Source organism: Streptomyces sp. NPDC006335 (assembly GCF_040612795.1).
Taxonomy (GTDB): Bacteria; Actinomycetota; Actinomycetes; order Streptomycetales; family Streptomycetaceae; genus Streptomyces.
The window spans coordinates 23,246-47,056 of the sequence record NZ_JBEXQX010000031.1 but is presented as its reverse complement, the minus strand read 5'-3'; the positions used below and the strand labels follow the sequence as shown (position 1 = coordinate 47,056).

Here is a 23,811-nt window from a genome sequence, read left to right as displayed (position 1 = left end):
AGGGCAGACCCGGACCCGCGCCGACAGAACCCGAAAGGCACACCACATGACCACCAGGACGCGCACCACACGGCGCCCCCGCCGTTCCCCCGACGCCACCCGCGCCGAGGTCGCCGACCTCAAGGCCAAGCTTGACGAGCAGGTCACCAACCTGACCGACTCCGGAGCCTGGAAGGCCATGCTCCGCGCAGCCGTCGGCATCGGCCGTTACAGCTTCCGCAACATCATGCTGATCCTGCTGCAGCGCCCCGACGCCACCCACGTTGCCGCATACGGCGAGTGGCAGAAGCGAGGCCGCCAGGTCCGCAAGGGAGAACGCGGAATCCGAATCCTCGCGCCCATGACCCTGCGCCGCCGTGACGACGAGGACACCCCCGAGGCCGAGGACGACAAGCCGCGCGTGATCTTCCGGCCGGTCTCGGTATTCGACATCAGCCAGACCGACCCCATCCCCGGACAGGCCGACGCCGCCGACCTCCCCACCAGCACGCCCCTGACCGGTCAGGCGCCAGACGGATTGTGGGAGGTACTGGAGGCGTACGCGACCGCGCACGGCTACACCGTCGAACGCGGAGACTGCGGCCCCGCCGAAGGGTGGACCTCCCCGGACACCCGCACCGTGCGGATCAGCGGAACCGAGCAGGACGCCGCCGCAACCGCCGTCCTCGCGCACGAGGTCGCCCACATCGGGTGCGGCCACCTCGACACCGAGCCCGGAGAGTACCGCCGCCACCGGGGGCGCATGGAGACCGAGGCCGAATCCGTCGCCTACATCGTGGCCGCCACCCATGGGCTGGAGACATCCACCCAGTCCGCGCACTACATCGCCGGTTGGGCCAGCAAGGAGAACCCCAACGACGTCGCCGCCCTGCTCCAGGAGACCGGTCAGCGCGTCATCCAGACCGCGCACGCCATCCTCGCCGCACTCGCCACCACCGCCGACTGACCGCGTGGGCGCCCCCATCCCAGCCTGGGGCGCCCACCGCCCAGAAGACGCATCCACCAGGTGCAGGGTCCGGGAGGGCAGACCCGGACCCGCGCCGACAGAACCCGAAAGGCACACCATGCGCTCACACCGGCCGAACTGGCGCACTCTGGTCGACGCCCTCCCGCACGTCCCCGCAAAGGACCTGCACCCCGGAGACCTGATCGCCCACCGAGGCCGCCCCGGAGTCGACGAAGCCGGAGGCCGCCCCGTCATCCGCGTTGAACCCGCCGACGACGAAGGCCGAGTACGCATCCTCCAGCCGTTCCTCAACCCCCGGTACGCGGGCGAGGAATCCCCCCTGAACGCGGGTGCGGAAGACCCCATCGCCGTTCTCCCGCCCTACTGGCCGATCGGCGAAACCCGCGCACTCACCGAGGCGGACGTCACCGCCGCTCACGACCACGTCGGCGCCCGCGCCATCGAAGCCCGCCACCGCTGACCTCGACGACGAAGACGGAGCAGACATGAGGGCAGAACGGCAGACGCCCGAGACCGCAACAGCACGCACCACAGACACCGAGGTCTGGCTGTCAGCGGAACAGCTCCGCGAGCTGATCGAGCGTGCCGAGAACCAGAACTACATGATCACCCACGCCACGGACGGGCGATGGGTCCGGATCATCCCGTACAGGAACGCCACGCACGAGGAGTAACACCCCCACGCCGCGAACACGAGAGGGGCCGGAAGCCGCCGGCCCCTCTCTACCCCAGTCCGCGACGGCCGGCCACGGGCCCACCGCCCGGCGCGCAGGACTCCACAACGTGCCCCCGGCAACCGCCGGCCCCTGACCCGGACCGCCGCCCGGCGCGCCCCGCCGTCCCCGGTGGTTGCTGCCCTCCGTCAGCGAGCGCCCAAAAGACAGCACCAAGAGGCGCCGCCGTGCCGTGCCGGCTGCCAGCCGAAACCACACCTGTCATTGCGGCCAGGCCCCTAAATCATTGCGTTTCATTGCATCATCTGTAATGAAATGCATTGACGAAATGCAATGCAATGAATTAGACTGGAATCCTGCACAAGTCACCACGAAGGGGTGCGGGATGGGACTGCAGGATGAGAACCAGGAAATCCGACGCGAAGACGGCACCATCGCCCGTCGACCGCTGTGGGACACCGGTTGGGGACCGGAGCGCGCTGCCCACTACGCCGCCCGCCGCGCGCGCTACGTCGACATCGACCGCCTCCAGCTGCGTGCGCACGGCCGCGCCGCGGTCCGGCTGGACTTCTCCTACGCCGCTGGCCGCGGCCCCCAGCGCGCCGAGGCCGCCCGCGCCGTCGCCGTCCGCTTCGGCGTCCAGGCCCGCCAGCTCGACCGGTCCGGGCGAGCCCTGCGCGTTACCGGCCCCGCCGAGGACATCGCCCGCTACGCCGCCGCGCTCCCCCGCGTCCTCGACCACGCCGAGCAGCTGACCAGTTGGGCAGCCCGCATGTACGGCGAGTGCGCCCGCCGGCCTCAGCATGCCGACCGCTTCGAGGCCCTGGGCGCCGGCGGACGCCGGGCCGCTGCCGCCTACTTCCGGGCCATCGCCTTCCGCCGGATCGTCCAGGTGCTGACCGGTCCCCAGCCCACCTCCGTGCCCGAGGTCGATCCCGCCCTCCCCCTGTGGGAGCAGGCCGAGACTCTCGGCGGAGTTCTCGGCGAGTACGGATGGGTCGAGATCCGCGACGCCTACGATCCGGCCGCAGCCCTGCAGTTGCTCGACACCGCCGAGCGCATCGAGGCCCCGACCGTGCGCTGGCCGGTCACTGCCGCGCACGGCGAACAGTTGGCCCTGTTCGACGACGCTGCCCCTGCCGTGACCGGACCGGTCGTCGTCATCCCTTGCTCCGGCCCGAAGCTGGACCACGCAGCCCCCGCCGGGAAGCTGTATGTCGGAGCGCTACACACGCACGCCCGCCGGACCGCCGACGCCCTCACCGCCCATGGCGGGACCGTCCTGGTACTCAGCGCGCTGCACGGCTTCCTGCCGCTCGACCAGGTTGTCGAACCGTATGACCACACTTGGGAAGACGCCGGCAGTATCACCGTCGAGGAGTTGCGTGCCCAGGCCGTCGAGCTGGGACTGACCGACGCCGACGTCGTCCTGCTCACCCCGAGCCGGTACACCCAGCGCGCCACCGCCGTCTGGCCCCAGGCCCGCACCCCGCTGGCCCATCTGGGCATCGGCCAGCAGCGTGGCCGGCTGACCGCCATGCGCGAGGACGCCCGCCACTACATCACCGCGGCGTGACCCGCGACCGACTCCCCCGCCCGTCCCCGGATACGGCACGCTGTCGACCGCAGCACGCCCACCCGACCGCACGCCCCGTAGGAGTTCTCCCAGATGAGCGAGCAGCCGACCGAGCAGACCGCCGAGGCCCCCGCCGAGGAGGCGCCCCAGTGCGCGTTCCCCGGCTGCACCGCCCCGCCGGTCCCCAAGGACCCCACCGTCCCGGGCCGGGCGCCGAAATACTGCTCCGACCCTGATCACAACGCCATGAGCGCCTACCGGGCCAAGCGCGGGAAGACCGGCACCACCAAGGCCCAGGCCGCCGAGGAGCCGTCCGACCGTATCGTCACCGACGCCGCCCGGACCGCCACCATCGTGCAGGGCACCATCGTGCAGAAGGTCGACGAGCTGCGGGCGGAGCTGTCGCGGTACGTCGACCTGCTCCAGACCGTCACCGACCCCGAAGCCGTCGAGGCCGAAGTCGCCTCCGTTGCCGCTGCTGCCGACTCCGCCGTCGCCGAGTGGCGCAAGAAGGCCATTACCGCGACAACCGAGCGGGACGCCGCCCTGCGCCAGCGCGAACGGGCCATCGAGGAGACCGAGGAAGCCCAGGAGGCAGCCGACCGCGCCATCGCCGAGCTGGAGCAGGAGACCGCCCGGTTCGAAACGGAGACCGAGCGCATCCGCACAGAGGCCGAGCAGCGCGTCGAGCGCCTGCAAACCGAAGCCGACCAGGCCATCGAGAAGGCAAAGACCGAGGCCGCCGCAGCCATCAAGCGCGCCCAGGACGAGGCCGACCAGAAGGCCACCGCCGCCAAGAACGAGGCCGACAAGCGCGTCCGTGATGCCGAGGACAAGGCAGGGAAGGCCGAGGTCGCGGCGAAGGCCGAGGTCGAGGCGATGAAGAAGACCGTCAAGACGGCGCAGGACGCAGTGACCGCTGCCGAGCAGCGTGCACGCGAGGCGGAAGCCAGCGCCCTGCAGGCTGAGCGAGACGCCGAGACGCGGGTCGCCGCCGAGAAGGAGCGCCGCACCGAGCAGGAGAAGGCGCACGCGGCCGAGCTGGGCCGAGCCATCGACCGGCAGGGCGTGCTGGAGGGCCAGGTCGAAGCGCTCCACAAGACCGTGAACGACACGAAGGACCAGATGCGCGAGGTGCAGACAGCACTGGCCCTCGCCCAGGCCGAGGTCACGCGCCTCACCACCGCCGGGGGCAAGTGACGATGACTTCCTACGTCCTGCTCGGTACGGCACTGCTGCTCGCGCTGCTCAGTCCGTGGACCGGTCGCCGCATCCGCCGGCACCGGGCCGAGCAGGACCGACGGACCGCCGCCGAGCACTACCGCAAGCGACTGCTGGCAGCCACCGACCACGCCATCACCACCGCCGTCCGCGCCCAACTCGCCGAGCCCGTCACCGACCTGCGCATCAGACCTCCGATGCGCGTCACCATCGGCGACGTCATCACACGCGCCAGGAACGACTTCGCCATGGAGGTCCCCCGGGACAAGGCCGCCGAGATGCTGCGCCACCGCCTGGAGCTCCGGGGCCACGCCCGCTGGCCCGACCTGATCACCGACGCATTCGACGACGAGGAGGACCAGACCCCATGAACATCCGCCAGCTGCTGCGCCGCCGCACGCCCGCCCCCGCCATCCAGCCCTGGCCCGTCCACACCTCCGACACCCTCACCTTGACCATCACCGACCGATTGGACGTGCAGCGCCCCGACGGCAGCACCTGGGACCTGTGCGCGGGGCACGACCACGAGTCCCGGTCCGTGGCGCAGGTGCTGAACTGCCTGGTCTGGGAGAGCCTCGCCTCCATCCCACCCGCAGATGTGTACGGCTACCTCCGAGTCGAGCCGACCCGCATCGTCATGCCCGGCGCCGAACCCTTCGTGGCCGTCTTCTATGGCCGTGACGAGGAATTCCACTGGGGGCGCACGCTCGACGAGACCGGCCGGCCTCTGTGCTGGCGCGCGGTCGCCGAAGCAACCGGCGCGACCGCCGCCGACGCGGCCGAGACCATCGCCTGCCCCTCCTGCCAGCACCCGCCCACCACCCGGGAAGCGACGACATGACGACCACACCCGGGCGCCGCAGCAACGCCGGAGCCAGCGCCCGCCGCCAGGGCGAGTTACAGCGCGCGGCCGACCGTGCCGCTCAGCACCGGCGCGCGAAGTGGGCACTGCCCCTCGCCGCCGCAACCGCCGCCGTCACCGGATGGGCCGCCAGCACCGTGACCATGTGGCAGGTCGGCGCCCTGGTCGCTGCCGCCGTCCTCGCGTACGGGATCCACCAGACCTACCGCCGCCAGCACAACAGTTGGACCTCCGGCGCCGACGGGGAGGAGGCCACGGCCCGGCTGCTCGCACCACTCGCTCGCCGCGGCTACGCCGTACTGCACGACCGGGCCATACCCGGGTCGAAGGCCAACCTCGATCACCTGGTTGCCGGACTCTTCGGCGTCGCCCTGGTCGACAGTAAGAACTGGCAGTCGAAAAAGTCCCGCATCGTCATCACCGGCCAACTGCTGCGTTACGGCCGGTACGACCAGACCAAGGCGCTGCAGACCGTGGTGTGGGAGGCGCAGCAGGCCGCGCGAGTGCTGGGGGTGCCGGTCCGGCCGATCCTCGCGGTGCACGGGGCGAAGGTCCCCGCGCCGCGCGGGCGCACCGAGCTGCACGGCGTCACCGTGGTCGAGGCGAAGAAGCTGCGCGGGATGCTGGCCGGCCTGTCCCCCCAGCCCGGATGGGATGCAGCGCGTGTCACCGCAGTCGAGCAGCTGGCCGAGCAGAGCCTGCCCCGGCACAGCGGCTGACTACGCCACCGACAAAGGGCCCGGAGATCTCCCGGGCCCTTCAGCATGTGCGCCCGGCTACGAGGCGTCCGGCTGGACGTGGTCGAGGTCGAGGTCGAGGTCGAGGAGCACGGCCAGGTCCTCGCCGGCCGCCCACCGCTGCAGCAGGGCCCGGTCGACGAGTCGCACCCCGTGCCGGGCGGCCCACACCACCCGCTCCCGGGCGAACTTCCCCGAGCTGACCACGAGGAACAACGGCCGGACCCCTGGCGCGGTAGCAGTCGGCAGGTGCGGAGGACCGTCCACCGGCCGCAGGGGTGCACGTCCCCCGCTGCCCGGCTCCGCACCATTGACGGTCCCCCGCTCGAAAGCCACGCCGAGCTGACGCCCGTCGGGCCCATTGCCGACCAGGTGCACCACATCCCGGCTGATGCGCACCCCGCGCACCTGTGTCCACCCATCGCGCAGAAGCAGCCGCCCGACAATCGTCCGGAACCTCCGGTCGTCGGACGCGTCGATCTCCGCGAGGGAGAAGTACCTTGCCCGCCGCCGGCGCCGCGCGAGCATGGCCCGCCGCCAGCGCACTGCGGTCTCGACCACGTAGACGAGAGCCGCCACCCCGAGCAGCGCCGCCCACCAGCCGACCCGGGACCACAGCCACCCGAGACCGGCCAGCGGCAGCCCGATCACGACCCCGGATGCCGCGACCACGGGCACGACCTCCCACCACTGCGGCCCCTGCTGCCCGTTCAGCCACCGCTGGAGTTCCGCGCGCTTGCGCCAGGCCCGCTGCGTGCCCACCGGAGACGGGCCCAGCTGTCGCAGCCAGCGCCATGTCCTGACGGACACACCGATCGCCTTGCGGATCAACCCCACTCGCCCCCGACCTGATTTCTCCTACTGCTGCCCATGTCATATCTGCCCACCCGGGGTGACGTACAGCGCGGCCCACAGATCAGGGCCCACACAACGACCTGCATCCGATAACAAGCCCTGCGGGGCGTACCGCGAGTCACCCAAATTTGGGTGACTGCCCACCCGGAGCGACATCCAGCCAATCGACAAGCTTTCTTGTCGCGTGAGGCTTTCGACAAGTAGGCTTGTCGCATGGATTCGATGCGAGACGACCCCACTTTCTGGGGTGACGTGATGACCCTCCGGGAGCCCGCCTACCGAGAACCCGCTGACGACGAACTCCACCGGCTTGAAGACGCCGTAGCCCACGCCGCCCACGCTCTGGCCAGCGCCATCTCCACCCGGGAATCCGCCTATCGGGCCGAAGGGCGGCAAGTGCCCGACGCGGTCGCCCTCGCCCCTGACCGAACGCTGGCCTACCTGTACGCGCTCCACGAGATCGACGGAATGGTCGGGCGACTGGCCGACCGTGCAGCTCGCGCTGCCGGCGCCATCGGAGCCACCTACCCCCACCTCGGTGCAGCCTGGGGAATCACGAAGCAGGCGGCCCGGCTGCGCTGGCCGGGTGCCGTACGCAAGCCCACCGACCTCGCCAATGTCGGCGAGCCCCTCGACCTGCGACTCGCGGGCGGAGCGGCCGAGATCGTCCAGCTCCCCAACGAGGGCGGGTTCGTGTGGAGTGCCACCGGCGCCGACGGCACCCACGGACAGGCCGAGGAGCCGTACGGCAGCCGGACCGAGGCCGCCGCCCACGCCGGCGCTTTCCTGGCCCAGCACGCAGAACCCGACGAGGCGCACGACCATGACGCGGCGCACGCTGAGTGCATCGAGCCCCATCTCACCGCCGACGGGTACGCCGATTGCGACGGAAAGCCGCTGTGATGTACCTCACGCCGCAGTATCCGGACTGCTCGACCGATACGGAGCGGAGCGAGGTCGAGGGCGAAGAGGTCTGGCGCTGCACGGCACCCGACTTCACCCGACGCACCTACGGCAACGGCGAGGACGACCCGACCGACCGGGAGCAGCCCGCGCCGGCCGACACCGAGACCGACCAGGAGGGCGCCGTGTTCGTCCACCACGGCACCGGCGCGGGCGGCATCGAGGCGACCGCCGAGCTGGCCACCCAGGACGGCCACGGCGAGGACGACCCGGCCGACCAGGAGCAGCCCGCGCCGGCCGACGGAGCCCCGCACCCCGCGAGCACCCCGGGCGTGGGGCACATCCGCGGGGCACGGGGGCGGGGAACCAGCCCCACGGGACGGGGACGCTGCCCTGGCACGGAACGCGCCCCGGACACCGCCGGCACCCCCACGGCGTTCACGGACAGCGACGGCGGGGCAGGAGGCGAGCCCCAGCTTCCCCAGCCCGGAGTGGGGCATGGTCCGGTGCCCCATCGCCCCGCGCCGTCCCCACGGGAGCACCGATGAGGCCGCCGCGCGGGGAAGCGACCCCCGGTTCCGGCGCCGGCGTTCCCCGCCCGGCGGGTGGGGAAGACTCCGCCGTTTCCGACGGCTCTTGGCCCGCTCGTGGGGAACGGGAGGCAAGCGCGGACCCCACCGCGACTGGGGAAGGGGTGCCCTGGGCGGCACTGCTCGCAGACGGGGAAACCGTCGCCCGGTACCGAGCCCACGTCCTGCGGCGCGGCCCGGACGAGTGCTGGTGGTGGACCGGCGGGCTGACCGACACCGCGCACGGAACGTTCCGCGCGGTGTCCCTCCCGGGCCGCACCCGGCGCGGCACCGTGCCCGCCCACCTGTTCGGCTACCGGCTCGCCCACGGGCCCGATTCCCTGCCCGCCGGGCTGGTCGTCAGGCACACCTGCGACGAGCCGCCGTGCCAGAACCCGGCGCACTGGCTGGTCGGTACGAGGGGCGACAACAACCGCGACGCCGCGAGTCGTCGCAGGTTGGCGGGCCATGCACTGGCCGACGTGCGCGGCGCGGTGGGGCGGGCACGGGCGGTCCAGGCGGCCATCGCCGCAGCCAGGCCCGAGGAGCTGGACGCGGCCATTGCCGCCGCGCTGGCCGCCGGCAATCCCTCCGGCGCGCACCAGGACGCGCTCTTCTAGGACGGCCCCGACCGGCCCCGGCCCCGGACCGACAGGTCCGGGGCCGGTCCGCGTACACGGGCGGGGAAAGGTCCCCGCCGACCGTCCCCGGGGCACATCGTGTGCGGCGCGTGGGAAGGCGCGGGCGCCCGGGGCTTCCCCAGCGGACGTGTCCCGCCGCGGCGCCCGAGGGCGGGGAACGGTCCCCGCGCCGCACCCCTCGCACGGGACCGCCGAGCCGGACACCGTCCCCATCGCGTCCGGGGCACCGGCCGATCCCGCAGCCCTGTCCCCACCGCCCTGCCCCACGCCGATTCCCCGCCGCGTGGGGCAGGGCGCCCCGTCGTGCCCCAGCGGAGCCCCGCGGGCGGCCCCGTTCCGTACGCGCGGGGTGGGGCAGAGCCCCACCGGTTCGGTTACGCATTGTCAACGAGGCCCGGAGAGCCAGTGGCCCGTCGAGCGCGCCGGCCATGGTGGGGCGCAACCGCCGCCGATCCCCCGGCACTCGGTAACAGTCGACCCCCGCCGGAGAGCCCGGCGGGGGTCGAAGTCGTCGCCGCCGACCGTAGCGCACGGGCGCGGCGTGTGGCGAGCGCGCCTCTGTTGGCGCGACGCCAGGCCCAGCGGGCGCTCCGCCAGCCCGAGCACCGGTGACCGGTGAGGGCCGTGCCCGCCGAGCTGCACATTTCGCTACAAACCGTGCGCGTCGCCATGATGGCCGAGGCCCCCGATGCAGGCCGTACGCGGCCCGAAAGACCGCAGGACCGACCCTCTTCCGCCGCTGTAGCGACCCATTTTGATCTTCTGCGGACCCCGGACCTAGGACCCCTTCTCTTTCTTGATCATCCGGACCACCTAACACACCGTAATTCCCCTGCTCACTACATCAACCCCCACACCTATGCATCACGATCCGATGGCTGTTGTTGATCTTGAAAACCGCCTACTCTGAGTCCCGATGTTGTCGATCAGTGCAGGCTCAGATCCCGGCTACCTGACCAAGACGGTCGGGGCCGGTGCCGAGCATTACTACCTGCGCTCGATCGAGCTGCAGGGCGAGCCGCCCGGCTACTGGACCGGCGACGGCATCGCGGACCTTGGACTGTCGGGCGAGGTCACCAACGAGGTCTTCGAGGACCTGTACTCGGACTTCATCGACCCCCGGAGACGGGACGAGATGTACGCCCGGCTGGCCTCGATTCCGCACCCCGAGGGCAGCGAGGAGTACGTCCAGGCGGAGAAGAAGATCCGCAAGGAGTGCCGTCTCGGTGACGCCCCGCGCAACTACGAGAAGGCGTACGAGAAGCGGTTGGAGAAGAACCTCGCCGCAGCCGAGGCACGCGCCCCGGGCGGGGTGCTGAGCCCCGAGCAGGTCAAGGCCATCGAGATCAGCACCCGCAAGGAAGCCCCCAGCGCGAAGCTGTACTACGACCTGACGTTCTCGGCTCCGAAGTCGTGGTCGGTGGCGCACGCCGCGCTGCAGGTCAAGGCCGCCGAGGCGCGTGACGCCGGTGACCTGGAGAGTGCCGAGAAGTTCAGCCGCCAGGCAGACCAGCTGTGGGACTGCTGGAAGGCTGGCGTGCAGGCGGGCCTGGAGCACATGCAGGACGAGGCCGGGTACACCCGCAAGGGCCACCACGGGGCGAGCAAGGACGGCCGCACCAGCGGCGAGTACGTCAAGGCCGACAAGTTCATCGTGGCCGCGTTCGCGCAGCACACCTCCAGGCAGGACGACCCGCAGCTGCACGTTCACGCGGCCGTGCTCAACAAGGTCCGGTGCGTGGATGTCGACCCGGTCACCGGCGAGGAGCGCGAGGTGTGGCGGGCGCTGGACGGCACGGGCCTGTTCCGGCACAAGCAGGCCGCCGGTCACATCGCGGAGCGCGTCGCCGAGCAGGAGGCCGAGCGGGTGCTGGGCTGGCGGGTGCAGATGCGCCCGGACGGCAAGGCGCGCGAGTTCGTCGGTGTGGACCAGGACCTGCGGGATTCGTTCAGCAGTCGGCGCACCGCCATCACGGCTGAGGTCGCCGAGGTCGCCAAGGCGTTCGAGGAGAAGTACGGCACGGCCCCTTCCGCCTACACGCTGGCCCGGATCAGCGAGGACGTCAGCCTCCGGCAGCGCGCGGCCAAGAAGCACGACGCTGTGACCAGGGAAACCCTGCTCCAGCGTTGGGAGGAGTCGAGCAAGGCCCGCTTTCGGGAGTCGTTGGCCGACGTCCCCGAGCGGATCGCCGAGCAGTCCGCCATCCACGATCTGCACCGTCCGGCCAAGGAGTTCGACCCCGAGGTCATCCAGCGCCGCGCCATCGCTGCGGTGCAGGAGGCGAAGCCGACCTGGACGCGCCCTGACCTGCTGGTCGAGCTGAACCGGCAGCTCCCCGACACGCTGGGCGGGCTGGAGCGCCAGCAGGTCCGCGACCTGCTCAACCAGCTGGCCGACGACGCCCTCTCCCCGACCGCTGACAACGGCGTGGTGCGCACGAAGGCGCCCGCCCTGGTCGAGGTCCCCGCCGAGCTGCAGCGCACGGACGGGACCTTCAAGTACGAGCCGAACCCCGACACCTTCGACCGGTACGCCACCGAGGAGGCCCTGAGCACCGAGGGTCGACTGGCCGAGTTCGCGGGCAAGCGCGGGGCGCCGACCGTGCCCAGCGAGCTGGTCGAGGAAGTCATCCAGCGCCGCGGGCTCAAGGGGCGCCAGGCCGACTTCGTGCGGGCGGCTGCCACCTCCGGCCGCAAGGTCGACCTGCTGGTCGGCCCGGCCGGCGCGGGCAAGAGCTACACACTCGCCGCGCTCACCGAGGTGTGGGAGGCGCACGAGGGCCGCAAGGTCATCGGTCTGGCCAGCGGCCAGCGCGCCGCCGAGGTACTGCGTGACGAGGGCGTGGAGAACGTCGCGAACATCGAGATGATGCTGATTGCCAACCGGTCGATCGCCGAGGGCCGCCCGATCGCCAACGCCGAGAAGTACCGCATCCCGGCGGGCGCCCTGGTTATCGTCGATGAGGCCGGTATGACCGACAACAGCGACATGGACCAGGTCCGGGCGCTCATCGAGGCCGCCGGCGCGAAGTGCGTCCCGGCCGGTGACCACCACCAGCTCACGGCTGTGGGCGCGGGCGGCATCTTCGCCCAGTGGGTCGAGGACGCCCCAGGCGTGCATGTCCTGGACGAGGTCCGCCGCTTCCGTGACACCGACCCGGTCACCGGCGAGAAGACCGTGCGGCAGTGGGAGGCCGACGCTTCCCTCCAGCTGCGCGAGGGCGACAGCGAGGCGCTGGCCGCCTACGAGCTGCACGGCCGGTGGCGCGGCGGTTCCGCCGAGGAGATGACCGAACGTGCCTACCAGGCATGGCTGACCGACCACCTCGACGGCAGGAACCCGCTGCTCATCGCCCAGGACAACGCCCAGGTGGCAGAGCTGTCCGCCCGGGTGCGCGCCGACCTGGTGCGCGCGGGCAAGGTCTCCGAGGACGGCGTGGTGCTGCGCACCGGCCGCGAGGAGCACGGCATCGAGACCAAGGCTGGCGTTGGCGACCTGATCCAGCTGCGCCGCAACAACCGGACCATCACGGCCGAGAACGGCAGCTTCGCGGTGAACCGCACGGTGGCCCAGGTCACCGGGATCAGCGACGACGGGGCGCTGATGGTGAAGCTGGAAGACGGCTCCCAGATGCGCCTTCCTGCCGAGTACGTGAAGGAGCACGTCGAGCTGGCCTACGCCGCGACCGTCCACGGCGCGCAGGGCCGCACGGTCGGGGTCTGCCACTCTCTGGTCGATCCCAACTCGACCAACCGCGAGGCGCTGTACGTCATGCTCACCCGCGGCGAGGTCGAGAACTTCGGGTACGTCATCACCCACCGGGACGGCGACGGCCTCAAGGAGGAGGACATCCCCCACCACCTCGCGGTGCTGGACTCCACGCTGCAGCGCAGCGGGCTGGAGCTGACCGCGACGAAGACGATCGAGGCCGAGCTGGAGCGCCGCGAGCACCTCGCCGTGCTGGAGCCGGTGTGGTCGGGCATCAAGGAGCAGGATGCCGAGAAGCGCTTTGGCACCGCCCTGCTGCAGGCCATCGGCACCGAGGACTACCAGCGGGCCGCGAGCAGCGAGGCGTTCGGCTCCCTGCTGCGGCTGGCCCGTCACGTCGAGGAGCAGGGATTCGACGCCGAGGACCTGCTGGTGCGCACCGCCCGCTCCCGCGAGCTGGAGACCGCCGACGACGTCGCCAAGGTGCTGCACGACCGGCTGAACAAGGCGTACAACCTGGTCGAGCGCGACCAGGTCCGCGCCGAGGAGGCCGAGCAGCGTGCCGCACTCGCCGAGCAGGAGCGCAAGGTCGAGGACGCGGTCGAGGCCGGGCAGGCGCCCCTCGACCCGGAGGAGCTGCAGCGACTGGCCGAGGCCGCGCAGGAGAGCGACCCACACGCCGAACTGATGAAGCAGACCCTCGCCACCCAGGCCGGGGTCGAGACGCTGCAGGCCGGCACGGACCCGGAGACGGTCGCGCGACAGGAGGCGGAGCTGGCCGCCGCGCTGCGGGCCGCCGAAGAGATGACGGACGCCGACGTCGAGCAGCTGGTCGACGACCCCGAGCCGGTCGAGCCCGAGGCGCATCCGCACTTCGAGGACCTGATGCGGCAGAACGACGCGTTCGCGCAGAACGTCGAGGTGCTGCACGCCGGGCAGGACCAGGAGGTCGCCCGGCGCCAGGCCGAGGAGCGCGAGGCCCGCTGGGAGGCGATGGACTCCTACACGGCCCGCACCCCGGACCTGGACGGCGACCTGGGCCGCTTCCTGCAGGAGTGGGCGGTCGAGATGGACGAGCGCACCGAGCGGCTGGGCCAGCGCGTCGCCGAGGAGCAGCCCGCATGGGCCATCGACCGGCTGGGCCCGGTGCCCGAGGACCCGACGGAGCGCGCCGACTGGGAGCGCCGCGCCGGCCGGGTCGAGCGCTACCGCGAGGCCCACGGCTACGACCACGACACCAACGCCATCGGGCAGGCCCCGCCGCAGGGCGCGGTCGAGGCCCGCGCCGACTGGGAGCGCGCACGCCGGGCCCTGGGAGTCGACGAGAAGGAAGCCGACATCGCCCGCGCGTCCGACGAGACGCTGCGACAGATGATCGAGCGGGCCGAGCGCGAGGAAGAATGGGCGCCGCCGTACGTCGCCGACGACATGCAGAAGGCCTTCACCGCGGCGCGCGACTTCAAGGACCAGGCCGTGCAGATGGAGCTGCGCGCCCAGGAGCAGGCGGAGAAGGAGGCCGCCGAGCACGAGGCCCGGGTCAACGAGGCCATGCACGCGGTGAACACGGCGTCCGGTGTGCCGCAGTGGGAAGCCATCCAGCAGTCGATGGCACTGCAGCAGGTACCCACGCTGCAGGCCGAGGTAGACCCGAGCCAGCTGGTGAAGGAGACCCTCGACCGGGCCCAGACCAGTCGGGACGTCGCCGAGACGATGGGCGATCGTGCGAGGCGGTACCAGGAGATCCAGCAGGTCCGCGAGGCATGGTTCGAGGAGACCCAGACCGTGCGGGACGAAGCCGACCTCGCCCGGACCGAGCTGGAGCGCCGCGCCCCCGAGCAGCCCGAGGTCGAGGAGCCCGAGACCCCGACGGCTCCCGCCGCCCCGGCCGCCCCCACGAAGTCCGTCGAGCAGCAGCTGGTTGAAGCGTTGGAGCAAGCCCGCATCACGCAGGAGATCCTGGAACAGCGCGCGCGGGAACGGGAGCGGGAAGCAGAGCGGCAGAGGGAGGCTGAGCGGCAGAAACCGCAGGCCGAGGAAGTGGAGCGCGAGCGCCGCGACACCGGTCTCGGCGGGTACGGGGCCGACTACGAGCGGCTGGGTCATGAGCTGGCACAGGCCGAGCGCGACGCCACCCCGGAGCCCCCGGCCCCCGAGCCGATCCCGGAGCCGGAGCCCCCTGCACCCCCGGCGCCGGAGATCGACGTCGACGTCGACATGTAGCCGAAGGGCCAGCGGAGCAACCGCTGGCCCTTCTTACTGCCTGCCCACTGTCCGTGCCGCCCGCTACCGTGCCCCTATGGCTGAGTACCCGACGATGTGGAACGGGCCGGGCGCCACGCCGCCGGCCGGAGCAACCGCGGCGCCGCAGACCGCCCCGCCGCCCGAGGAGCCGCTGGTCGGCCGGCGCACGCTGGCCGAGGTCACCGCGCTGCTCGACAACATCGAGCACGCCGTGCGGACGGGCTATCAGCTGGAGGAGTTCCACGAGGGCGTACGGGCGACCTACCGGTGGGCCGTCGGCCAGGGCCGCAGCCCGATCTCGGACCGCCCCGCCGGCATCCCCGACGCCCGGCAGCTGCGCGCCGAGGACGACGAGGCCGAGGCAGCGATGCGCGGGCCGCGCCGCCGGTACGCCAACGGCGTGCAGCACGCCGCGATGTGGCTGCGCGGCGCCACTCAGGACCAGCCCTGGACAGTGTGGGAGACCTGACCGGTCTGCACGCGTCCGGACAAACCCGCCCCCGGCCGGGGGGCGGGTTCTTGCGTATCAAGCGAGTCTCATGGGGGCGGAAGAGGGCGTCCGTGATGTGTTGATCTCGGCTGTGCCCATAGGCTCCGGCCATGCTCATCGCGAACATGTCGCCCCGCACGACGGGCAAGACCACCGACACCGGGTGGCTGTCGCACGCCCTGCTGGAGGACGAGGAAGCCTACGAGGTCGTCGGGTACGACGCCGACCACAGCAAGCAGTTTTGGAGCTGGAGCCAGCCGGAGAAGGGGAACTTCGCTTTCCCCGTGCATCTACAGGCGTCCGCCAAGTTCCACCAGGAGGTCGTACCGCCGACGGGGAAGCGCATCGCGATGGTGGACTGCGGACACACCGAGAACCACATCTTTATCGCGGACTCCATTCTCCGTGTCGCCGATCTGGTGATCCTGCACATGTCGCCGACCGCTGCCGACTGGGAGCGCATCTGTGAGCCGGAGACCGCCAAGCCGTTCAAGGACATCCTGGCGAGCAGTGCCCCGCTGAGGGCCACCGGCAAGAAGCCCGAGACATGGGTGCTGCTCAACCGCACCGTGGCGAACGCGTCGTCGACCGGCTACTACCGCGAGGAGATGGCCAAGGAGGGATACGAGGTGTTCACCACGGTCATCCCGCGCAGCGAGCGCTTCGGTGACTCCATGGGAGCCCCGGTGGAGGGAGCCTCCAAGACCGCCTTTGGCGCGCTGGTGACGGAGATGAAGAAGCGCGGGCTGCTGCCCGTTGGCGACTAGGAGGTCAGCCGGTGAGCCCCACCCGGCAGGAGATTCGAGCACAGCGCAGCGCCGCGGCCGAGGCCCGGCGGCAAGCCGAGGCGCATGAGGCGGATCGAGAAGGCGGGACGGAGACGACCGCGCCCGCCGTGCCTGCGCCAGCCGGAGAGGTCGACCCGTCGCCGCCGAGCGCTGCGCCGGAGCCGTACCGGCCCCAGCCGTTCACGCCGGACCTGATCCCCGAGCCCGTCGAGGTCGAGGTCGACACCGAGGGCGACCTGACGCCCCAGGAGGTCGACGACCTGGGGCACTGTGAAGCCGCGTTCGCCAACGGCAACCGGGCCGAGTGGATGAAGTGGAAGGCCGCGCACGCCGTCCGCTCCCGTCGCCTGTACCGCCGGGACGGGCGGACGTGGCCGGACTACTGCCAGGACCGGTTCGGCGAGAGCGAGAGCGAGGTCAACCGGCGCATTCAGCAGTGGCCCCTGCTCAAGGCCATCACCGAGCAGCAGGACAGGCCCCGGGCCATTCCCGACTCGCACGTCCACCGGCTACTGCCGATGGTCGAGCAGCACGGCCAGGAGGTGACCGCCCGCGCGTACGTCGCACTGCGGGGGTGGGCCGCCGAACGCCGCCACCGGGTCACGGCCGACGTGGTCGACGGACTGGTCGAGCTGGCGCGGGCCGCCGAACCGCTGGCGCTGACGACCTCGAACACCTTCCAGCGGGCCATCGAGGCGAAGCCGAAGCCCAAACCGGCGCGGCCCAGGAAGAAGGAAGCGGCCCCGGCGGACGTCGAGACCGCCGCCCAGGAGCAGAGCGGTCCCGCGACCGGACGTCACCCAAATTTGGGTGACTCGACCGGCGAGCGGGCCCTCGACGGCGATGAGCCGGTGGTCGACGCCGAGATCGTGGACGATCCGCCCCCGCACCGGGCGATCCAGACCCGCGACCGGCTGCAGGAGCTGCTGGCCGGGATCGAGGTGGGCGCGTTGCACGACGCGCCCACCGAGACGTTGAAGGACATCAGCACCGTAGCCCTGGCCATCGCGTATGCGGCCGACGAGGTCCTCAAGGACCGGTAGAGCGAGACCCGGGCAACGCGGAGGGGGAGTCACCCAAATTTGGGTGACTCCCCCTCCGCGTGGTGGCCGCTGCAGCTCAGTCAGCTTCCTTGTCCGGTGCCCTGCGCCGGGCGATGTCCTTCTCCACGGCCGCCAGGAAGCCGGGTTCGGCGAAGTCCTCCTCGGTGAACGGCGGCGCCGGCGGGTTCGGGTTGGCCTCCGTGGGCACGATCGGCACCGGCACCGGGTGCTTGGGGTTCTTGAGGTCGTCGCGGGGCACCCCGCACTTCTTCAGTTCCTCCCGCAGCACCTTCTCGACGTGTGGCCACCACCGCGCGTGCCACTCCGAGACCCGGGTGGGCGGCGCCCCCTTCGTGTACGACCAGTACCAGTTCGCGCACAGGGAGGTCAGCTCGATGCGCAGCCGTGGGTGCTTGTACCAGCAGGGCTTCCACACCTCTTGGGCGTAGAACGGCCACAGCTTGTTCTGGCACCACTCCGTGAGCCAGTCCCACAGAACCCGGGCCTGCTCTTGATCGAGGTCGTCCATCCAGTTCGGCGTGGTGCCGGGCCAGTCGGGTGCTTCCTCTTCCTCCGGGTCCGCCTGGATCTGCCGGACGGCCTCGACGACGGCCGCCAGCGTCTCCTTGAGCTGGCCCACCTTCGTGTCGAGCCCGTCGAGTGCCTCGCTGAGCTTCTGGTCCTCCAGCTCAGTGACGCGGGTGCGTACGGTCGACAGGTCACCCGTCAGCCGCAGCAGCATCTCCATCGGGTCGAGCTTCATCTCCGCCATCACAGGCCGCCCAGGTCGTCGTCAGCTTCCTCGAACTCGGCATACGGGTCCGCGCTGGCCGCTGCGTCGTCGGTACCGGTCTTGCGCAGCGGCACCGACGCCGGCACGGTGCCGGGCTGCTCCTGCGGCTCCGGCTGCGCGGGCACCTGCTCCAGGTGGCGGGTCGGTGCGAAGTTGGGCTGCTCCGGGATCACCGGCGGGTGTTCCGGCATCGGGGGCACCGGCGGGACGACCTCGCCGCGCACGACCTGCAGGTGGTCACGCGGGCCGGGCAGCGGGCCGGAGGTCCAGCCGCTGGCCGTCGGGTCCGCCGTCCACGGGCTGGTGTCACCGGCCGCGGCGGACGGCGCCCACGGGCTGGCGGGCTCCGGAGGGGCCCACAGGTCCGCCGGGTCCTCGACCAGCGGAGCCGCGACGGGCACGGTGTACGCGGGCACCGTGGCGTCCTTGCGCTTGCGCGCCTTGAGCTGCGCCTTTGCGTCCCGGTTCTCCTGCTTCTCCACGGCCTTGACGTCCTTGCGGTCCCACACGGCCACGTAGCGGACGACGACCGGGCCGCCGATGTTGCGGCGCAGCACCAGGATCTCGCCCGGCTCCAGGTTCATGATGTCCGCCGGGGTCATGGTGTCGACCTCGACCCAGGTGTACGAGGAGGACTGGCGCATGGTGCCGTCCGGGCCCGGGGAGTTCGAGTGCGACTCCCGCTTCTCCTTGTGCCGGCCGCACAGCTCCGACAGCCCCTTGAGGTCCTCTTCGTCGGCCAGGCCGCCGAGCACGAGCTTGACCATGTTGGTCCAGATCGTCTTCGCAGCCTCCCGGCCGTAGCGCTCCCGCATCTGCGAGCGCGACTGGAACACCGCGTGGATGGCGATGCCCAGGCCACGGCTGTCCGAGGTCCACTTCTCCAGCGGCACCGAGCAGATCAGCGCTGCTTCGTCGAGGATCAGCGACCAGGGCGCGTCTAGCCGCCCGCCGCGCTGCAGCGGCGCCAACTCCCGGGCCGCTTCGTAGATCTCACCCGTGAGGCAGCTGAACAGCGGGCCGATGCCGCCCCGGCCGGTGTCCCGGCCCAGCAGGTACAGGGTGTCCTGCGACTGCAGGTAGCCGCGGATGTCGAAGAGCCCGTCGCCCTTGTGCGCGTCCTCGATGACCTTCTGAATCTGCGGGGTGTCGAGGAACATGAACGTTTTGGACAGCGTCCCGAACACGTTCTCACCGGTGGTGGGCTTGCCCTTGACCTTCTGCACCTGGAGCAGGTCGTCGCGCCAGCCCCGCGGGGCGACCGGCCGGCGGGGGTTGAAGGGGTCGGGGTGCTCGTACTTCGCCAGGATGTCGATGGCTTCGTGGTTCTCATAGCTCTTGGACCAGCGGGCGACGTCCAGCAGGGTCAGGCCCTCCGCGTCGGCCGCCCACAAGAACGCCTTGAGCACCGAGTAGCTTGCGGTCTCCCAGAAGTTGCGGTTTTCCACGCCACGGGTGGCGTCGGAGCCGTCGAGCAGGTAGTTGGCGCGGCGCATCGCCCGCTCGACGCCGTGCTCCGGGTCGGAGCAGCCGATCACCGGGTCCCAGGCCACGTTCGAGTCCCGGCCGCCGATGGCCTGCGGGTTCCAGATCAGGATGCGGCCGACCCGGGCCCGAAGCTTCTCCGTCAGCTCGACGATGTCCACCTTCACCGACGTTGCCAGGACTGCGCCGGGCGCGTCGATGATCCAGTTGGCCAGCTTCGCCGTTTTGCCCGCGCCGGGCGGGGCGACCATCACGGAGCTGTCCTCGATCGCCATGTACAGGTGCAGACCCGTCTTGCGGTCCCTGCCCAGGTAGGTGCCGACCGCGTTGGTGTCCACCTTCCGCGCTGGCACGGAAGCCAGGCTAGGGCGCAGCACACTGCGCTTCTTGACCAGGCTGCGGGCTCCGAGCGCTTCACGCAGCTTGTCCTTGGGCGCGAAGCCGTCGGCGTCGCTGCTGAAGGTAGATTCGCCCTTGAGCCACATGTATCCGGCGCCGACCAGGCCGACCGTAAAGGCGGTCGTCAGCAGCGGCTGCGCCTCGAACAACGCGCCCCCGGCGTGGATGACGCCCCCGAGGAGGGCGCCGAGCACTCCGGAAGGGTCGGTGTCCTGCGTCGTTGTCTCGGCGGCGAGCAGGGTGGCTGGGACGGACAGGGCCGTCAGCCGTACGGTGGGGCGGTGGAAAACCGGACGCGCGGTGAACAGCACGTTCTTGAGCGCGTGGCCCTCGATAGGCTTCCATGCCTCTTCCGGCTTCCCGGCCGCCGGGATGGCCGTGGCCCGGGCCTCTTCGGGGACGGACTGGTTGGTCGAGTCGAGCAGGATGCTGGCCTTACTGTTGTCGTTCACGAAGGTCCTTTCCTTCGGGGCCCCGGGGGTGCTGTAGCCGCCAAGCTCTTCACGCACCACCGGGGCCACTCCTGTCTGTATACGTCGCTGCACTGACAAGTACGGCATGGATTTCACCGCTCGTCGCGGTCCTGTCGCGCACAGGTGCGCGGCTTCCCGTCTGGCGGGAGGGCCAGGGCAAAACGCCCGTCAGACCGGACAGCTGGGTCTGGCTCATCCTGCGGAATCCGGCCTGTGGATAGATTCCGCTGGCTTCCCCGCTCATTCGTCGGCATCTTCGTCGTCGCGCTGGCCCGGCAGACCGGGCTGGCTCTCGCGGGCGATGGCCCGCAGGTGCCGGCGGATGGAGTCCGCCTTCACTGAGACGTGCGGCTCGATCAGGGCTGCCACCTCGCGCTGGGACAGCATCCGCTCTTCGGGGGTCAGCTTCTCCAGCTCCGCGCGGATCTGCTCGCGGGTCGCCTTCTGGTCTTCGTCGACCGTGGCCTGTACCCGGGCACCGCCCGAAACTCGCGACGGCACGGCTTGCTGCACCTTCTCCAGCGCGGTCAGCTGGCCCTGCAGTCGCACTAGCTCCCGCCGGGCTTCCTCCGTTTCGTTCCGCGCTTCCTCAGCTTCCTTGAGCGCGTTGCTGGCTTCCGTCTCGAACCGCGCCCGCTCCGCCCGCAGGGTTTCCAGCCTGACCGTCAGCGCCTCTTGCTCCCCTTCGAGGCGCAGCGCCTTCTCCCTGGCTTCCCGGGCCTGCTCCTGCACCTGCTGGTAGGCGGTGGTGAGCCTGCCGCGCTCCTCTTGCAGCTCGATCATCTGACCCTTGAGCGCGTCCAGTTCCTCAGCCGTCTTCTTGTAGAGCCGGGCCGCCGTGGCGTCGCTGGACTCCAGCCGCGTCCGCTCCTCCCGAAGGGCCTTGAGGCGCTTCTCCTCCGCCTCCCGTTCGGCCGCCGTCTTCTGCTGGGCCTCTTCCGCCTGCTTGCGGGTCTCTTCCAGCGCCTTCTCCACGGCCTCCAGCTTCTCCGTGGCTTCCTGGACCGCCTTCTCGGCGTTGCGTCGGATCTCCTCCGCCTCCGCCGCCTTCTGGTCCGCGTCCTTAGCCCGCTTGTGGGACTTGAGGAAGTCGGCGTTCGCCGCGATGTTCAGCTGCTCCAGCTTCTCCATCGCCGTGCTCTCGGGTCCGTAGTCCAGCAGCGCGACCTCATCGGCGTTGGTCAGCCACGCCATGCGCTGCATGAGCTGCAGTCCCTGCTCCGGGTCGTAGGTGTCCGCCATCTCCAGCGCGGTCTGCGCCTTCGGCCGGACCTTCTTCTCCAGGTCACGTTTCAGAACGGCGAGGCGCTTCTTCGCCTGGTTGACGTCCGCCCTGGTCCCGCCCTCCGCGATGACCTTCTCCAGGCGCTCCTTCTCGTGCAGCGCCTGACGCAGCGCGTACGAGGCGTCCGCCGCCTCCCGGGCGCGGGCCCGGCGCACCATCTCGTCAGCACGGTCGTTGACGTCCAGGCCGAACAGACCGAATACCCAGGCCCACAGCTTCCGCCAGACCAGGCTGAGCAGCAGGAAGGGCCCCGGCTTGCGACCCTCGGGACGCTGCTCCTCCAGCTGCTCCGCCTCGCCGAGCGCGCTGTGAAGGGGCACGTAGATGACCCAGGCCGCGCCGATCGGCATGAGCGCCAGGAAGGGCGCCGCCCACGGGTTCGGGGCGTGAATGACGTTGGCCACCGCCGAGGCGAACACAAGGCTCCACGCGGTGCCCCGCAGCCACTTGAGCGACCGAGTCCACCGCCGGCGCGGTTCCGCGTTGGCCATCCGGAACATCTGGGCGAACAGCCGGATTTCCAGCACATCGAACATCGACACGAAGCCGATTGCGAAGAAGAACGACAGGCCGACCTGGTCCTGGGCGAAGTGCCACAGACCGTTCAGGGACACCGCGAAGCCGCCGAGCAGGGGCTTGGTGTCCATGTACAGAGGCTTCGGCGGGATGGGCTCACCCCGCTGCTGCGCGAGGTCGACAGCGGCCTGGTGCTCCTTGTCCCGACGCTCCTGCGCCTTCGAGGACCGGGACATGGCCACGGCCCCCACGATCAGCATGGCGACCAACACAGCCCCGCTGGCGACCGCGAGCACCCAGGTGGGCGCGTCGCTCACAAGCCGTTCGGCCGCTCCCCGCCAGTCGATCGTGTCGGTGGCTGCTGCTGAGATCACTGGCCGTCCCCCTGTTCTTCTCCCTCGCCGCCGGCCAGCAGCTCTCGCTCCCGTTCCAGCAGCTGCTCGACCCGCGCGAACATGTTGGTGCGCAGGTCGTCCTCCGTGTCGCCGACCAGCAGTTCCGGGTGCCGGATCACCAGGTCCACGGCGACCCTGATCACGGTGTTCTCCGTGATCCGTTCCGCCTTCCGGGACCGGGCCAGCATCAGCTCCCGCGCGATGGTGGACAGCTCGCTGTGCTGGTCCTCGCGCAACGGCACCCACTTGGGCCGTTCTTCGGACTGCACGGCCTTGCGCTTCGCCGAGTTGCCCGCCATTTGTGGTCCCCCTTGGGGTCGTGGAGTCAAGGACTCCAAGAGGTTATGGGTCCGGGCGCCCGGCACGGCACGCCGTACCGGTGCTCGCTCGCGGACCGCAGGGGCCAATCCCATCCGCCACTCCCATCATTCGGTGTCGAGATCAACCTAACTACAAAACTTCGAGAGTTCAAGAGTCTTGAAGTTCAAAGCTTTGGGAGTTACGTTGGTTCTGCAAGCACGAGAGAGGGCCAGGGCTTGCAGGCCCTGACCCTCTCTCTGGCCAGCGGTTGCAGCCGCCGGCCGACCCCGGACAGGCGCAGCGAACGCCTCCCGGGTTTGGGACACCCCTGACTTGGAGGGATCTCCGTGAACCAGTCTCTCAGCCTCATCTCCGGCGCCGACATCACCGTCGACGACTTCCCGGCCCTGCACCTGTCGCCTGAGGGCATCAGCGCCCTGCCGGTCCTCGCCGGCCCGCGCCTCGCGGTCGTCGGACGGATCGGCCCGAAGTGCCGCGACTGCCGCGACTTCGAGAGCGTCGTCACCCGCAACGGCGTCGTCACCTGCGACAACCCGGTGCACACCGAGACCAAGCCGCAGCTCCCGATCCGCCCCACCCCGCACGAGCGGGACGGCCGGCAGGACTCCCCGCAGCCCGCGCGTCCGCACTCGCGCACCTCGCTGCTGGTCGGCTGACGGCCGTGCGCGCCGCGACCGGCACCACCGCCGTGATCCAGGACCCGGCCGCCAGCGAGGCGCTGCGCCGCGCGCAGGAGGCCGCCGAGGCCGCTCAGCGCGCCGCCGCCGAGCGCGCCGCCCGTCAGGGCAACGGCTGACCAACTCCCAACCTCGACCCGGGCGGATGAGCACCCCGCCCCGCCCGGGTCGAGCCGGATTACCCCTGTCTC

Annotated in this window: 22 protein-coding genes; 17 read left to right on the top strand and 5 right to left on the bottom strand. The window is 71.0% G+C overall.

Annotation, left to right across the window (positions count from 1 at the left end; translation table 11 throughout):
* Positions 1 to 46: 46 nt before the first annotated feature.
* The 8 genes from ABZ098_RS43190 (at position 47) to ABZ098_RS43155 (ending at position 6,019) form a co-directional block, all read left to right on the top strand.
* The gene (locus ABZ098_RS43190) at positions 47 to 946 is read left to right on the top strand and encodes an ArdC-like ssDNA-binding domain-containing protein (RefSeq protein WP_356600250.1); all 900 of its coding nucleotides are present in this window, start codon (positions 47 to 49) and stop codon (positions 944 to 946) included.
* Between the two features lie 118 nt (positions 947 to 1,064).
* Positions 1,065 to 1,427 carry a hypothetical protein gene (locus ABZ098_RS43185; RefSeq protein WP_356600248.1) on the top strand — a complete coding sequence of 121 codons (363 nt, stop codon included), beginning with the start codon at positions 1,065 to 1,067 and terminating at the stop codon, positions 1,425 to 1,427.
* A 25-nt stretch (positions 1,428 to 1,452) separates the two neighbouring features.
* The gene (locus ABZ098_RS43180) at positions 1,453 to 1,641 is read left to right on the top strand and encodes a hypothetical protein (protein WP_356600246.1); all 189 of its coding nucleotides are present in this window, start codon (positions 1,453 to 1,455) and stop codon (positions 1,639 to 1,641) included.
* 385 nt (positions 1,642 to 2,026) lie between these two features.
* A complete protein-coding gene (locus ABZ098_RS43175; RefSeq protein WP_356600244.1) occupies positions 2,027 to 3,217 on the top strand; it encodes a DUF6884 domain-containing protein in 1,191 nt (396 codons plus the stop codon).
* A gap of 93 nt (positions 3,218 to 3,310) precedes the next feature.
* Entirely contained in the window at positions 3,311 to 4,417 is a 1,107-nt protein-coding gene (locus ABZ098_RS43170; protein ID WP_356600242.1) for a hypothetical protein, read from the top strand.
* 2 nt (positions 4,418 to 4,419) lie between these two features.
* Positions 4,420 to 4,809, top strand: a complete 390-nt coding sequence (locus tag ABZ098_RS43165; RefSeq protein WP_356600240.1) for a hypothetical protein — start codon at positions 4,420 to 4,422, stop codon at positions 4,807 to 4,809.
* Positions 4,806 to 5,279, top strand: coding sequence for a hypothetical protein (locus ABZ098_RS43160; protein WP_356600238.1), 474 nt, complete (start codon positions 4,806 to 4,808; stop codon positions 5,277 to 5,279). Before ABZ098_RS43165 ends, ABZ098_RS43160 begins: the two co-directional genes overlap by 4 nt.
* Entirely contained in the window at positions 5,276 to 6,019 is a 744-nt protein-coding gene (locus tag ABZ098_RS43155; RefSeq protein ID WP_356600236.1) for a nuclease-related domain-containing protein, read from the top strand. The genes ABZ098_RS43160 and ABZ098_RS43155 overlap by 4 nt, the downstream gene beginning before the upstream one ends.
* 57 nt (positions 6,020 to 6,076) lie before the next feature.
* Here the strand turns inward: ABZ098_RS43155 and ABZ098_RS43150 are convergent, their stop codons facing one another.
* On the bottom strand, positions 6,077 to 6,847 hold the full coding sequence (locus ABZ098_RS43150) for a hypothetical protein (RefSeq protein ID WP_356600234.1): 771 nt from the start codon (positions 6,845 to 6,847) through the stop codon (positions 6,077 to 6,079).
* A gap of 258 nt (positions 6,848 to 7,105) precedes the next feature.
* Here ABZ098_RS43150 and ABZ098_RS43145 point away from each other — a divergent pair, with 258 nt between their 5' ends.
* The 7 genes from ABZ098_RS43145 to ABZ098_RS43115 all read left to right on the top strand — a co-directional run bounded on the left by ABZ098_RS43145 (position 7,106) and on the right by ABZ098_RS43115 (position 17,276).
* Entirely contained in the window at positions 7,106 to 7,795 is a 690-nt protein-coding gene (locus ABZ098_RS43145; RefSeq protein ID WP_356600232.1) for a hypothetical protein, read from the top strand.
* A complete protein-coding gene (locus tag ABZ098_RS43140) occupies positions 7,795 to 8,343 on the top strand; it encodes a hypothetical protein (protein WP_356600283.1) in 549 nt (182 codons plus the stop codon). Before ABZ098_RS43145 ends, ABZ098_RS43140 begins: the two co-directional genes overlap by 1 nt.
* Positions 8,344 to 8,489: 146 nt before the next feature.
* Entirely contained in the window at positions 8,490 to 8,984 is a 495-nt protein-coding gene (locus ABZ098_RS43135; RefSeq protein WP_356600230.1) for an HNH endonuclease, read from the top strand.
* Between the two features lie 937 nt (positions 8,985 to 9,921).
* Complete coding sequence (gene mobF, locus ABZ098_RS43130; RefSeq protein WP_356600228.1) at positions 9,922 to 14,934, top strand: MobF family relaxase; 5,013 nt, start codon at positions 9,922 to 9,924, stop codon at positions 14,932 to 14,934.
* A 76-nt stretch (positions 14,935 to 15,010) separates the two neighbouring features.
* The gene (locus tag ABZ098_RS43125; protein WP_356600226.1) at positions 15,011 to 15,424 is read left to right on the top strand and encodes a hypothetical protein; all 414 of its coding nucleotides are present in this window, start codon (positions 15,011 to 15,013) and stop codon (positions 15,422 to 15,424) included.
* A 131-nt stretch (positions 15,425 to 15,555) separates the two neighbouring features.
* Positions 15,556 to 16,212: a plasmid partition protein gene (locus tag ABZ098_RS43120; RefSeq protein WP_356600224.1), complete on the top strand. Its 657-nt coding sequence runs from the start codon at positions 15,556 to 15,558 to the stop codon at positions 16,210 to 16,212.
* An 11-nt stretch (positions 16,213 to 16,223) separates the two neighbouring features.
* Positions 16,224 to 17,276, top strand: a complete 1,053-nt coding sequence (locus ABZ098_RS43115) for a hypothetical protein (RefSeq protein WP_356600222.1) — start codon at positions 16,224 to 16,226, stop codon at positions 17,274 to 17,276.
* A 76-nt stretch (positions 17,277 to 17,352) separates the two neighbouring features.
* Here the strand turns inward: ABZ098_RS43115 and ABZ098_RS43110 are convergent, their stop codons facing one another.
* The 4 genes from ABZ098_RS43110 to ABZ098_RS43095 all read right to left on the bottom strand — a co-directional run bounded on the left by ABZ098_RS43110 (position 17,353) and on the right by ABZ098_RS43095 (position 22,921).
* Positions 17,353 to 18,039: a hypothetical protein gene (locus ABZ098_RS43110; RefSeq protein WP_356600220.1), complete on the bottom strand. Its 687-nt coding sequence runs from the start codon at positions 18,037 to 18,039 to the stop codon at positions 17,353 to 17,355.
* A gap of 8 nt (positions 18,040 to 18,047) precedes the next feature.
* A complete protein-coding gene (locus ABZ098_RS43105; RefSeq protein ID WP_356600218.1) occupies positions 18,048 to 20,405 on the bottom strand; it encodes a TraM recognition domain-containing protein in 2,358 nt (785 codons plus the stop codon).
* A 261-nt stretch (positions 20,406 to 20,666) separates the two neighbouring features.
* Positions 20,667 to 22,601, bottom strand: coding sequence for a DUF2637 domain-containing protein (locus tag ABZ098_RS43100; RefSeq protein WP_356600216.1), 1,935 nt, complete (start codon positions 22,599 to 22,601; stop codon positions 20,667 to 20,669).
* Positions 22,598 to 22,921 carry a chromosome segregation ATPase gene (locus ABZ098_RS43095; RefSeq protein ID WP_356600214.1) on the bottom strand — a complete coding sequence of 108 codons (324 nt, stop codon included), beginning with the start codon at positions 22,919 to 22,921 and terminating at the stop codon, positions 22,598 to 22,600. Before ABZ098_RS43095 ends, ABZ098_RS43100 begins: the two co-directional genes overlap by 4 nt.
* A 348-nt stretch (positions 22,922 to 23,269) precedes the next feature.
* Here ABZ098_RS43095 and ABZ098_RS43090 point away from each other — a divergent pair, with 348 nt between their 5' ends.
* Both ABZ098_RS43090 and ABZ098_RS43085 read left to right on the top strand, forming a co-directional pair.
* Positions 23,270 to 23,599 carry a hypothetical protein gene (locus ABZ098_RS43090; protein ID WP_356600212.1) on the top strand — a complete coding sequence of 110 codons (330 nt, stop codon included), beginning with the start codon at positions 23,270 to 23,272 and terminating at the stop codon, positions 23,597 to 23,599.
* 5 nt (positions 23,600 to 23,604) lie between these two features.
* Positions 23,605 to 23,739, top strand: a complete 135-nt coding sequence (locus ABZ098_RS43085) for a hypothetical protein (protein WP_356600210.1) — start codon at positions 23,605 to 23,607, stop codon at positions 23,737 to 23,739.
* The last annotated feature ends 72 nt before the right edge of the window (positions 23,740 to 23,811 follow it).